General features: G+C 74.3%; 8 protein-coding genes and 1 pseudogene. All 9 read right to left on the bottom strand.

Annotation, left to right across the window (positions count from 1 at the left end; all coding sequences use genetic code 11):
* Positions 1-1,173: a glycosyltransferase gene (locus tag BLA60_RS40760; RefSeq protein ID WP_075138462.1), complete on the bottom strand. Its 1,173-nt coding sequence runs from the start codon at positions 1,171-1,173 to the stop codon at positions 1-3.
* Positions 1,170-1,835 carry a class I SAM-dependent methyltransferase gene (locus BLA60_RS40755; RefSeq protein ID WP_075138461.1) on the bottom strand — a complete coding sequence of 222 codons (666 nt, stop codon included), beginning with the start codon at positions 1,833-1,835 and terminating at the stop codon, positions 1,170-1,172. Before BLA60_RS40755 ends, BLA60_RS40760 begins: the two co-directional genes overlap by 4 nt.
* Entirely contained in the window at positions 1,832-3,061 is a 1,230-nt protein-coding gene (locus BLA60_RS40750) for an O-antigen ligase domain-containing protein (RefSeq protein WP_342744826.1), read from the bottom strand. Before BLA60_RS40750 ends, BLA60_RS40755 begins: the two co-directional genes overlap by 4 nt.
* 1 nt (position 3,062) lies before the next feature.
* Positions 3,063-4,520, bottom strand: coding sequence for a right-handed parallel beta-helix repeat-containing protein (locus BLA60_RS40745; RefSeq protein WP_075138483.1), 1,458 nt, complete (start codon positions 4,518-4,520; stop codon positions 3,063-3,065).
* A 56-nt stretch (positions 4,521-4,576) separates the two neighbouring features.
* Positions 4,577-6,541, bottom strand: coding sequence for a heparinase II/III family protein (locus BLA60_RS40740; protein ID WP_245812499.1), 1,965 nt, complete (start codon positions 6,539-6,541; stop codon positions 4,577-4,579).
* Positions 6,538-8,718 carry a bi-domain-containing oxidoreductase gene (locus BLA60_RS40735; protein ID WP_075138459.1) on the bottom strand — a complete coding sequence of 727 codons (2,181 nt, stop codon included), beginning with the start codon at positions 8,716-8,718 and terminating at the stop codon, positions 6,538-6,540. The genes BLA60_RS40740 and BLA60_RS40735 overlap by 4 nt, the downstream gene beginning before the upstream one ends.
* Positions 8,719-8,748: 30 nt before the next feature.
* On the bottom strand, positions 8,749-10,662 hold the full coding sequence (asnB, locus tag BLA60_RS40730) for an asparagine synthase (glutamine-hydrolyzing) (protein WP_075138458.1): 1,914 nt from the start codon (positions 10,660-10,662) through the stop codon (positions 8,749-8,751).
* Positions 10,663-10,675: 13 nt separating this feature from the next.
* Entirely contained in the window at positions 10,676-12,145 is a 1,470-nt protein-coding gene (locus BLA60_RS40725) for a Wzz/FepE/Etk N-terminal domain-containing protein (RefSeq protein WP_075138457.1), read from the bottom strand.
* Positions 12,142-12,471 (bottom strand): annotated as a pseudogene (locus BLA60_RS44490) (hypothetical protein); the annotation flags it as partial. The pseudogene BLA60_RS44490 and the gene BLA60_RS40725, both read right to left, overlap by 4 nt.

The following is a 12,471-nucleotide window of genomic DNA, read 5'->3' as shown; positions in this document are numbered from 1 at the left end:
TTACCGTAGCGAGTGACCCACCGCGGCCTCGTACCCGGACAGCAGGCGGGACAGTCCGACCTCCGGCGTGAAGTCCCGAACGTAGCGGCGACGCGCGGCCGCCCCCAGCGCCGCGTTGCGTCCCGGCTCGACGATCGCGGCCAGCGCGTCGGCCAGCGAGCCGGCGTCGCCCGGCCGGTGCAGCAACCCCGTCCCGTCTCCGAGCAGCTCGACGAACGCGCCGTGCCCCGCCGCGACCGCCGGCACCCCGGCCGCCATCGCCTCCACCACCACCAGACCGAAGGTCTCCAGCCACTCCGACGGCGCGACCACCGCCGCCGCCCGCGCCGTCAGCTCCCGGCAGCGCGCCCGGTCGGCCAGCCCCACGTAGTGCACGTCGTCGCGGCCGGCGGCCCACGCCGCCACCTCCCGCTCCAGCGGCCCGGTGCCGGCCACCACCAGCGGCAGCCCCACCCCGGCCCGCTCCCAGGCCGCCATCAGCAGCCGCACACCTTTCTCCTCGGCGAGCCGCCCGAGGAACAGCACGTGCTCGCCGGCCCCGGCGCGCCGCACCCCCGGGTCGGGCACGAAGTTGTGCTTGACCACGAGCCGCGCGGCCGGCAGCCCGGCGGCCACCAGCAGCTCACGCTGCGCGGCCGAGATGCAGAAGAACCGGGACACCCCGGTGCGCCAGCGCCGCCGGTTGAGCACCTGGCTGACCGCGCCCGGCACGGTCGCCACCGCCGAACCCCGGTAGCAGCCGTGGCGCACCGCCGGCAGCGGCGAGCCGCCGACACAGTCCCGGCAGACCTTCCCGTCCCGGAACAGGGTTCCCGGCGTGCACACCAGCGTGTAGTTGTGCAGCGTGGCGACCACCGGCACGCCCGCGTCCGCGCACGCCGCCAGCACCGAGGGCGACAGCAGCGGGAACGTGTTGTGCAGGTGCACCACGTCCGGCCGCTCCCGCGCCAGCCGGGTCGCCAGCGCCCCGCGCGCCGCCGGGTTCCACGGCACCCGCAGCGGCACCGAGGCCTTGGCGGGCAACGACATCGCCGCGATGTCGTCGCTGTGCCGCTCGAACAGGGACACCTCGTGGCCGGCGCCGGCCAACAACGCCACCTCCTGGTCGACCACCGCGTTCTCCCCGCTCGGCTGGCCCGAGCGGTAGCGGTTGTGCACGACCAGAACCTTCACGCCTTCACCGCGACGATCGACTTGGACAGCCCGCCCAGGCGCTCGTGCCAGATGTCCGAGCCGGGAAACAGGTGGCGCAGCTCCGCCGTGCTCACCAGGTCGATGGTCAGCACCTGCGCCAGCGCGTCCTCGACCGTGTACACCCGTTCGTGGGCCAGCGGCCAGCGGCTGACCAGCCGCGCGCGGGTGCGCACCGGCAGGAACTGGAACCCCGGCGCCACGTAGTGCGGCTCCACCGGGAAGTACCGGTTGGGGGTCTGCACCCAGTGCGCCGGCGCCGCCGCCCGCACCACCTCGGCGAAGTCCCGCCGCCGCTGGTAGCCGCCGACGTGCTCGATGAGGCTGTTGGACACCACCAAGTCGTAGTCGCCGGGGGTCTTGCCCAGGGTCGCCTGCTCGCACGCGTCGGCCACCACGTGGTCCAACCACGACTCGTCCGGGTCGTACTTGGGGTCCAGGTTGACGGTGGTGACGTAGGCCGGGGCCACCGGCGCGGACCGCCAGAACTCCGGGGTGCCGCCCAGGTCGAGCACCCGCATCGAGCGCAGGTCGGGGAAGCGACGCAGCAGCTCCTGGAAGCGCAGCGAGCGCCGCCGGCTGGAGAAGGAGTTCCGCTGGTCGGGATCGCCGATCAGGTGGTGCAGGCGCCGCGCCAGGTTCATCGTGTCAGCTCCGTTCGTGGGGTGGGGTGGGGGCCGAGCAGGGACGCCGCGACCGCCAGGTGCAGCAGGTAGGGCGAGGCGTCACCGAGCCCGACCTCGGTGTAGGAGGCCATCAGGCAGTAGGCGATCAGGAACACCGCGCACGCCCGCGCGGGCGATGGCGGACGCAGGAACGCCACGGCCAGCAGCGTCAGCAGGAACGCGGCGACGATCGCCACGCCGACCAGGCCCTGCTCCTGGTAGACGGCCAGCCAGCCGCTGTCGATCGGCAGCCCGTCGAAGGACTTGTTGCCAAGGCCGGTACCGAACGCCAGCTCGCTGGGCGTGCGTTCGGCGCCCAGCAGCGCGTCCCAGACCTTCTGCCGGCCGGTCAGGTTCGCGAAGTTCTCCTCGTCCTGCCCGCGCAGGAACCAGGTCTGCACGGCGCCGGCGAAGGCCACCGCGACCAGCGCGCCGGTCACCGCTGCCCCCGCGATGAACCGGCGCGCCCGCGAGGTCGTCAGGGCCAGGCTCACCCCGGCCACCACCAGCCCGACGACCAGACCCAGCGTCGCGGTCCTGGTGTAGGACAACAGGACCAGCCCGACCGCCGGCAGCGCGATCGCCAGCGTGCTGACGTGGTCGGTGCGCCGCGAGAGCCACAGCACCAGCGTCAGCCCGGCGACCACCGCCGCGTACTGGCCGACCTGCGGGGGCGTCAGCGGCCACAGCGCGCCGGTCAGCCGCCCGCCGTAGGTCTCCGGCAGCGCCAGCCCCGGCGCCACCACCAGCCCGACGACCACGGTCACCAGCACGGCCGCGTAGCCCCGGATGTGGTAGCGGACGAACGCCAGCGTGCCGTCCCACCAGCGGGTCAGCAGCCACAGCGTGGCCAGGAACATCGCCAGCCGCCAGCAGCGGAACAGCCCGCCGAAGCCGACCTCCTGCCCGACCGTGGCCACGACGCTGACCACCAGCAGCAGGCTCAGCAGCAGCAGGTACGCGTTGGGCCGCAGCCGCACCCTCGGGTTGAGCACCAGCGCCAGGCCGAACGCGCCGAGCAGCGACCCCATGGTGACCAGCTGGTACACCGGCTGGGGCACCGGCAGGAACGTCTGCGCGCCCTGCGAGCCGAGGGTGTTCACCACCAGCAGCGCCCACGCCACGCCGACCAGCTTCGGCGGGTCGACCGGCCCGGTGCCGGCCAGCCGGTCGGTGGGCGCGGAACTGGTCCCGGGGCCGGCCACCTCAGCCACCGCCCGGGACGAACGTGCTGCCCTCGTCCTGCCCGTAGGGCCGCGCCTGCCACGCGGTGTGCGTGAGCACCCGGTCGGTGTCGTGGGCCAAGAACGTCCACGGGCCGGAGTAGCTGTTGTCGTACCAGCGGTTGTCCTGGTGGAAGGTGATGGCCTCGCCGACCACCTCACCCATGTACGGCGACCACTCCGGGTAGGTGCCGTAGTTGGCCAGCACCGCCATCCTGGTGCACAGCGACTCGCAGGTCACCACCGTCGGGTCGAGCACGAACCGGTTGTCGTGCACCGAGAGCCGCTGGGTCTTCCACCGGCAGTCGTCGTAGAGCGGCGGCCGGGTGATCGCCGGTTGGGCGCAGGTCGCCGCGTCGGGCACCAGGGCGGTGCAGTCGCCGCTGGGGTTGGCCGGGCTGTTGCAGAAACGGTCGGCGTTCTCCCACGCGGTGATCCCCGACCAGTTGTTCTCCAGCAGGTTGCCGGTGATGTCGATCCGGTCGGTGCGTGCGTCCAGCCGGGGCTCGCCGCCGGACTCGGAGACGTAGATGGTGGCCACCGGGAACGGGTCGCCCCGGCCGGCGAAGTCCTTGCCCTCCACCCAGTTGTTCGCCCGGATGGTGTTGCCCCGGATGATCGCGTTGTAGCTGGCCTCGTAGACGATCGCGGCGCCGTCGTTGTCCTCGATGAGGTTGTTCTCGATGAGGAAGTCGTTGTTGTTGATGTCGCCCCACAGGCCGGGGCCCCGGTTGTCGTGCACCCAGTTGCGCCGCACGTCGGCGCCGTCGACCGCCCAGAACTTGACCCCGCCGGTGCAGCCGCAGCCTGGCCGGCGGCGCTCCCAGTCGCCGGTGTTGTTGCCGACGATCTCGTTGCCCTCGACCACCAGGCCGGTGATCGTGTTGCCCTCGCTGTAGGCGTTGATGCCGTACTGGCCGTTGTCCCGCAGGCAGTTGCCGACGATCCGCTGGCGGGCGCCGGCCATCATCGCGGCGCCGTCGTTGCGCTGGATGGTGTTGTGCTCGATCACCCAGTCCTCGCCGGAGTCGTGGTTGACCACGCCCTGGTTGTGCGGGGCGGCGAAGCCCTGGATGGTCAGGTACCGGATGGTGACCTCGCGCGCGGGCTGGGTGAACGCGAACAGGTTCCTGCCCTGCCCGTCGAGCACCGCGCCGGGCGCGCCGAGGTAGCTGTTGCCGTCCTTGGGGATGACCTGGCCGTAGAGGTCGGTGGTCAGCGTGTGCCGGCCGGGGGCCAGCCAGAACGTGGTGCCCGGCGGGTTGGCCATGGTCAGCTCGGACAGGGCGCCGTCGACGGTCGGGTCGACGGTCACCGCCCCGGCCGGCGCGGCGCGCGGACCGGGTTCGAGGTGGTCGCACACCGCCGGCACCGCGCCCGCCGGCCCGTCGCCGGTCTCGGCGCCGGGTTGCGGGGCGCTCGTGCAGGCCGCCAGCAGCATCACCGGCAGGAAGAGCACGGCGACCAGTGACCGGGTGTCCACAGCAGTCCTCCGCCTCAGCCGTCGAAGCGCAGCAGGGTGGTCAGCGGGGCGCGCACGGTGCCGGTGCCGACCAGGGTCGTCGCCGGCACCCGGACACCGAAGCCCGGCGAGTACCAGCCCAGCGGCGGGTCCTGCTGGCCGTGGTGGGCGCGCCAGGTCAGCTCCGCCGGCAGGGCGAGGACCGCGCCGCCGGTGGGCCAGTCGAGGCGGGCGGTGTGCCCGTGCAGGGCGACGGTGACCGTCGGGCCGAGGTGGAAGGCGAGCCGCCCGGGCACCGCCGCGCTCACCTCGTCGACGATCCGCAGCAGTTGGCCGGACAGCTCGACCGTGCGGCGGTGCACGTCCGGCGCGTAGCCGTCGTGCTCGGCCTGCCAGCGCCCGGCCTCGGCGGCCAGCACGCCGGTGGTGGCGTGCCTGGTCCACAGGAACGGCCCGCCGGAGACCGACTGGTCCCGCCCGTGCAGCTCCAGGGTGTTGTGCCCCAGCGTGGACCGGAAGTAGCGCCGCCACTCGGGTTCGCCGTGGTAGCAGTAGGTTCCGGGGTCGGCGAGGACGTCGACGCCGTCGTGGCGCACCTCCAGTGACAGCGCGTCGGCGTGCGCGTGCGCGGCGATCGACAGGAACCCGTGCGGGCCGCCGTCGCAGCGGCACCAGATCTCGCCGCCGCCGGTGGTCCGCGACCGCAGCACGGTCAGCCCGGCGTCGGGCAGGTGCGTGGGCCGGACCGCCGGACGGGCGAACGCCACCGGCACCCCGGTGCCCAGCGTCCTGCCTGCCGTCGTGCCTGCCGTCGTTCCCGCCGCCGTGCCCAGGGCCGTGAGCAGCGGGGTGCGGACGTCGGTGCCGGGGACCGCCGGCCACCAGTCGCGGGCGCCGAACAGCGCGGCGCCGGTGGCCAGCAGCGAACCCCAGCGGTGGGTGCCGGCGCCGTCGAGGACCAGGCCGTGCCCGTCGTCGGCGTCGCCCTGCCGGGGCGGGCGCAGCGTGCCGTCGACGATCGCGGCGAGCGCGTCGCACATCCTGGTCAGCACCAGCCAGGTGGTCTGCGGGACGGTGATGCCGGCGGCGTGCGCCTCCAGCGCCCCGGCCAGACCCAGCTCCAGCACCAGCCCGTGGTACTCGGTCGCCAGCTCCCGGTTCAGGCCAGAGCCGAAGGTGTTGCGCCGCAACTGGTCGTCCAGCGTGCGTAACGCCGCCACCCCCCAGCCGGCCGACTCGGGGAACCAGCCGAACGCCGCCGACGCCGCCAGCTGCCCGGCGGCCTCGGCGATCACGTGGTTGTTGGCCGAGGAGCCTCGGCTGCCGAAGGCTGCCAGCCACCGCTGGTGGTGGCGGATCTGGTGTCCGGCGACGGGATTGTCCTCGAACAGGGCCGGCGCGCCCGGCCAGCCGTCGAGCAGCCGGCGGGTCCACACCCACGACAGCAGCCGGATGCCCAGCTCGATGCCGCTGACCCAGTGCACCCCGCGCAGCGGCGGGTTCGCCGCCCACCACGACCGCAGGTGCTCGCCGACCCGCACGGCGTACCGTTGCTCGCCGGTCAGCGCGTAGGCGGCGGCCAGCACGGTCAGGTGCTGGTGGCGGGAGGGCTCCCACAGCTGCTTGACGTCGCCGACGGTGTCCTCGCTGCGGTAGGCGATGTCGAAGGCGTAGGCGCTGGGCGGGGCGCCGCGCCCGGTCTTCGGGTCGTGCGACCAGTCGGGGTCGACCAGGTCGGTGCGCGCGACGCCGAAGTACTCGGCGCGGCCGGCCAGCAGCTCGTCGGCGGTGGCGAGCAGCCGCAGCCGCGCGTCCGCCGGCACCGCGTCGACCAGCCCCGGCACGGTGGCGAACGACCGGTCCGCCAGCCACCTCGGCGCCACCGGCTCCCCGGCCACCGACCGCCAACGCCGCCGCCGCCACACGTCCCCGGCCCGCCCGACGACCTCCGCCGGCCCCATCCGCGACAGCCGCCGCAGGTACCAACCTGTAGACGTCACCGGACCCCCAGGCGCACCGGGGCGCCGGTGCCCAGGGAGGTCTCCACGGCCAGGGTCGCCAGCGTGGTGGCGGCCAGCGAGGCGAGCGGGACCGGCATCGGGCCGCCGGTGGCGAGCGCGGTCAGGAACGCGTCCAGCTCGGCGCGCTGGCCCTTGTCCCGCCCGCGCGGGATCCTCGGCGTGGCCCACCGCTTCCTGGCCAGGCCGGAGAAGTGCACCGAGGCGCGCAGGAAGTCGTCCAGCCGCAGCACCTTGCGGTCGGCCAGCAGGTCGAGGGTCTCCTTCGGGAAACCGGGGGCGCCGCTGGTGACGTAGGAGACCGTGGCGGTCGAGCCGTCCGGGTAGCGCAGCACGACCTGCAGGTCCGCGCCGCCGGGGGTGGCGGTGGCGAACACCGACACCGGGTCCTCGCCAAGCAGCCAGCTGACCGTGTCGACGAAGTGCCCGCCCTCGCCGGCGAACCGGGTGCCCTCGGCGTCGGCGCGGTTGTACCAGGAGCCGTGGTCCAGGGTGCCGGCGTTGACCAGGTAACGCACCGACGCCGGACCGACCCGGGTGCCGAACCGGGCGCGGGCCTCGCGCAGCATCGGCGCGAACCGGCGGTTGAAGCCGACCTGCAACCGGTCGTTGCCGGACTCCTCGACCGCGTCCAGCACCGTCGCCAGACCCTCGGGCGACAGGGCCAGCGGCTTCTCCACGAACACCGCCTTGCCGGCTCGCAGCGCCCGCGCCGCCAGCTCCGCGTGCGAGCTGTGCCTGGTCACCACGAACACCGCGTCGATGTCCTCGTCGGCCAGCACGTCGTCCAGCTCGGTCGACGCGCCACCGAACCCGAACGTGCGCCGCGCGTTGGCCGCCGAGAGCGCCGAGGTGGTCACCACGTGCGCCAGCCGCACGTCCTCGCGCTGGGCCAGGTGGGGCAGCAGCATCGACGAGGCGTAGTTGCCGGCGCCGACGAACCCCAGACGCAGCACCCCGGTCCGCCGCTGCCAGCGGCGGGACCCGGCGGCCGGCACCGGGACCGACAGGGCGGTGTCGGTCGGGGCCGGCTCGGCGGTCGGGTAGCGGAACAGCACGGCGACGGCCTTGCGCTCACCCGACTCCAGCTCGGCGTAGGTCGCCGCCGCGTCGGCGAACTCGGCGACGTGGGAGACCAGCGGCTCCAGGTCGAGCCGGTCGCGGGCGGCCAGGTCCAGGAAGCACTCCAGGTTGCGCCGCTCGGTCCACCGCACGTACCCGATCGGGTAGTCGCGGCCCTCCAGCTCGTAGGACGGGTCGTAGCGGCCCGGCCCGTAGGAGCGGGAGAACCGGACGTCCAGCTCCTTCTCGTAGTAGGCGTTCCACGGCAGGTCCAGCGAGCACTTGCCGATGTCCACGACCGTGCCCCGGTCCCGCGCGAGCCTGGCCGCCAGCTCCACCGGACCGTTGGAGCCGCCGCCGGCCGCCAGGTACACCTGGTCGACGCCGTGCCCGCGGGTCAGCTCGGCGACCGCCGTGTCCACCACCCCGGAGTCGGGGTGCGCGCACGACCACGCGCCGAGCCGTTGCGCCAGCTCACAGCGCGCCGGGTCCGGGTCGACCCCCACCACCCGCACGCCCGAGGCCACCAGCAGCTGCACGACCAGCTGGCCGATCAGCCCCAGCCCGATCACCAGCGCCACGTCCCCCAGCTGCGGCTCACCCCGGCGCACGCCCTGCATGGCGATGGCGCCGACCGTGCCGAACGCCGCGTGCCGGGGGTCGAGGCCGGCGGGCACCGTCGCGTAGAGGTTCTTGGGCACCCAGTTCAGCTCGGCGTGCAGTGCGTGCTCGTTGCCGGCGCAGGCCACCAGGTCGCCGACCGCGACGTCGTCGATGCCGGCGCCGACCGCCTCCACCCGCCCGGCCAGGGAGTAGCCGAGCGGGGTGTAGGAGTCGAGCTTGCTGGTGACCTTGCGGTAGGTGGCGGCCAGCCCGTTGGTCGCCACGCTCGCCACGACCTTCGCCACCTGGTCCGGGCGGGCCTTCGCCTTGCCCAGCAACGACTTGGACGCCTCGGACACCTTCATCAGCTCGGTGCCGGTGGAGATCAGCGAGTACGTGGTGCGCACCAGCACCCCGCCCGGCTTGGCCGCCGGCTCCGGCACGTCCAGCAGCGCCAGTTCGCCGCTGCGGTAGTTCTGTACGACCTGCTTCACGGGCTTCCCCTGTGTCTATGCGGACAACGTCTATGCGGACAACGTGTTCGCCGGCGCGGTGGCGCCCCGGTACCAGTGCTCCAACGTCAGGACGTGCCACAGGTGCTTGGCCCGGTCCTGGGCCCCGCTGGCGTCCTGCTCGACCAGCCGCGCCAGCGCCTCGCGTCGCAGGATTCCGTTACGCACCAACAGGCCGTCGTGGACGACCTCGTCGACCAGCGGCGCCAGGTCGCGGCTCATCCAGGCCCGCAGCGGCGCGCTGAACAGCCCCTTGGGCCGGTACACGACCTCCCGGGGCAGCACCCCGAGCGCGGCCTTCTTCAACGCCGCCTTGCCCTGCCGGCCGGCGATCTTGTCCCGGCCGGACAGCGCGAACGCCGCGCGCACCACGTCGACGTCGACGAACGGCACCCGCACCTCGGTGGAGGCGGCCATGCTCGACCGGTCGGTGTAGGCCAGGTTCAGGCCGGGCAGGAACAGCCGGGCGTCGGCCAGGCACATCCGGTTGACGTGGTCGGTCAGCGCGGTGTCGTGGTAGGTGTCCGCGTGCTCGGTCAGCACGTCGTCCACGGTGGACGCCAGGTCGGGGCTGACCAGGTCGAGCAGCTCGGCGCGGTCGTACATGGTGTAGCTGCGGCGGAACGCGGTTTCCTCGTCCAGCCCGGCGAAGCTCAGGAACCGCTTGGCGAAGCGCACCGAGCGGTACCCGCGCCGCGCGGTGGCCACCGGCAGCCGGTCCACGACCGTCCCGATCGGACGCCGCAGGACCGCCGGCACCTTCTGGTAGCGCAGCGCCAGCAGGTTGGCGAAGTGCTTGCGGTAGCCGGCGAACAGCTCGTCGGCGCCCATCCCGGACAGCATCACCTTCACCCCGGCCTCGCGGGCGGCCGTGCAGATCAGGTACGTGTTGATCGCCGCCGGGTCGCCGATCGGCTCGTCCAGGTGGTAGGTCATCGTGCCCAGCAGGTCGAGCACGTCCGGCGCGATCTCGATCTCGTGCAGGTCCACGCCGTAGCGGGCGGCGACCAGCCTGGCGTAGCGCAGATCGTCGGGCATCGCCTCGAACCGGGCGTCCTCGGCGCGGAAACCGATGGTGTACGCGGAGATCCCCGGCCGGTGCCGGGCCGCGAGCGCGGTCAGGTAGCTGGAGTCCAGGCCGCCGGACAGGAACGTGGCGACGGGGACGTCGGCCAGCAGGTGCGCCCTGGTCGACTCCTCGACGATCCACGCGAGATCCGGTGCCGGGTCGTGCGCGGCCTGCTCGGCGACCTCGCGCAGCGACCAGTACACGCCCCGCTCGGTGCGCCCGTCCGGCCGGATCGTCAGCCAACTGCCCGGGGGCAGCTTCTCGGCCTCCCGGTAGGCGCAGCGCCCGTCGGGAACCCAGTAGTACAGCAGCGAGGCGACCATCGCCGCGTCGTCGACGTGCAGCGAGTCGCCCAGCCCGGCGGCCAGCGCCTTCAACTCCGAGGAGAACACCAGCCCGTCGCCCCGGCGCACCAGGAACAGCGGCTTGATGCCCAGCTGGTCGCGGGCCAGGGTCAGCTCGCCGGTGCGCTCGTCGAACACGGCGAAGGCGAACATGCCGCGCAGCCGGGGCAGGCAGTCAACGCCCCAGCGCCGCCACGCCTCCAGCAGGACCTCGGTGTCGCTGGTGCCCCGGAACACCACCCCGGCGTCGGCCAGCTCACGCCGCAGCTGGGGGGCGTTGTACAGCTCGCCGTTGTAGGTGATGGCCAGCCCGCCGGCGACCATCGGCTGCGCGCCGGTCGGCGACAGGTCGATGATCGAGAGCCGCCGGTGGCCCAGGTGGACCTCGCCGTCGCCGGCCTCGTGCCGGTAGCGGCCGGAGCCGTCCGGGCCCCGGTGGGCGAGGATCTCGGTCAGCCGGTCGGTCAGCTGACCGCCCGCCGGCCACCGGTAGGTGCCCGCGATGCCGCACATGGATTCGTCCCTCTCAGCCCGGTGTCTCGGTGAGTCTGCGCAGGTCCTGCCGGGTGCCGTTGACCTGCTGGTGAACCGGCGGCGGCGCGGCCCGCCCGCGCACGGCGGTGTGCAGGCCGTCCCAGAGGGTGCCGTCGGTGCGGTCGCGCGGGTCCGGGTCGACCAGCACGACGCCGATCACCGGGATCCGCGCGTCGGCGAGCTGGCGGGCCACGGTGTGCAGCCACTCGGTGCCGGCGAACCCGGCCCGCACCACCAGCACGGTCTCCACGCCCAGGTGCGGAAGGTCGGTCCAGGCCGTTCCCGGGGTGACCGAGCCCAGGCCGATCCGGGTCTGCCCCGGCCACACCGGCCCGGCCTCGCCGGCGCCGACGACCCGCGCCCGGCCCGCGTCCAGGGCGATCCGGCCGGCCGGCTCGGCCACCACCAGCACGTCCCGGTCGGCGGACAGCGTCGTGGCGAGGTCGACGGTCAGCGCCTCGGCGGCCCGCGCCGCGCCCAGTTCCAGCACCGACACCGGCGCCGGGCCGGCGCGCACCAGCCTGGCCAGCGTGCCGGCCACCCGTTCCCGTTCCCGGGTCGCCCGGCGGCGTCGGCCGGCCGGCAGCTGGGCGATGACCGACGCGCCGAGGTGCGCGGCGACGTCGCGGCGCAGCACCGGCCGGTCCTTGACCACACCGGTCACCATCACCAGCGCCAGGCCCGCGACCAGCCCGAGGACCAGGCCGACCGCGCCGTTGGTGGCGGCCGCGCGGACCAGTGACACCGGCACCGGCTCGGGCGCGTCGACGACCTGGGTGCCGGCGGCCACCCGGGGCGCGCCGATCGCGGCCTGCTCGGCCTGCTGGGTGAGGTCGGAGACCCGGGAGGTCAGCTCGGCGCGGCGGGCGTAGAGCGAGTCCAGGCCAGCGGCCCCGTCGGTGTCCCCGTCGGTGTTCTCCACCCGGCCGATCTCGGCGTTGACCCCGGCCAGCTCCTTCTCGATCCGCCCGCGCTGGTCGGTCAGTGCCGTGGCCTCGGCCTGCGCGGCCGACCGCGCCCGGCCGACGTGGTCGGCGATGAACGCGTCGGCCAGTGCCCTGGTCCGCGCCAGCGCCTGCGCGGGGGTGTCGCCCTCGGCGCTGATCTCCAGCACGTTGTTGGTCAGGCCGGTGACTGTGTACTCCTTGAGGAAGTCCTCCGGCCGCTGGTCGGAGCCCAGTTCCTTCAGGGCGGCCGAGGCGATCCGGGTGGTGGCCACCAGCGCGGCGTCGGTGCGGATCAGGCTGCCGGTGTCCGAGGGCTGGTCCTGCTCGTGGATCACCAGTACCCGGGTCACCGCCGTCGGCGGCGCCGGCAGCAGCGCCGCCAGCAGCCCGCCGCCGATCAGCCCCAGCAGCCCGCACGCCAGCCACAGCCGCCGGCCCCGACGGGCCGCGACCACCAGCCGCCCCAGGTCGAGCAGCGGTTGCTGACCGGTCTGGCCGGTCGCCCGGGCGGTCACGGTGACCCCGCCAGGACCGCGCCGGCCGGTACCACCGGCTCCGGCCGCGCCGGGACGGTCGGCGTGACCACCACGACGCCCAGCACGTCCTGCCCGGCGTCCGCGCACGCCTGCGCCAGCCCCACCAGCTCCCACGCCGTGCGGGTGCCGGCGGTCAGCACCACCAGCACGCCCGCCCCGCCCGGGTCGTCGGGCACGGTCGGCCGGTGCGCGGTCACCTCGACCACCCGCACCCGCCCGCCGGACGCGCCGGTGAACTCGCCGAGGCCGACGCTCTGCTCGCCGACCTCGCTGATCTCGCCGCCGCCCCGACCGGCCAACGCGAC

The organism is Actinophytocola xinjiangensis, assembly GCF_001921215.1.
GTDB lineage: Bacteria > Actinomycetota > Actinomycetes > Mycobacteriales > Pseudonocardiaceae > Actinophytocola > Actinophytocola xinjiangensis.
The sequence above is the reverse complement of the archived record's forward strand: the minus strand, read 5'-3'. Positions and strand labels throughout refer to the sequence as shown.

Excerpts from the sequence above, each read along its gene's own strand:
- BLA60_RS40755 (WP_075138461.1), bottom strand. The coding sequence starts at position 1,835 with ATGAACCTGGCGCGGCGCCTGCACCACCTGATCGGCGATCCCGACCAG.
- BLA60_RS40745 (WP_075138483.1), bottom strand. The coding sequence starts at position 4,520 with ATGCTGCTGGCGGCCTGCACGAGCGCCCCGCAACCCGGCGCCGAGACC.
- asnB (WP_075138458.1), bottom strand. The coding sequence starts at position 10,662 with ATGTGCGGCATCGCGGGCACCTACCGGTGGCCGGCGGGCGGTCAGCTG.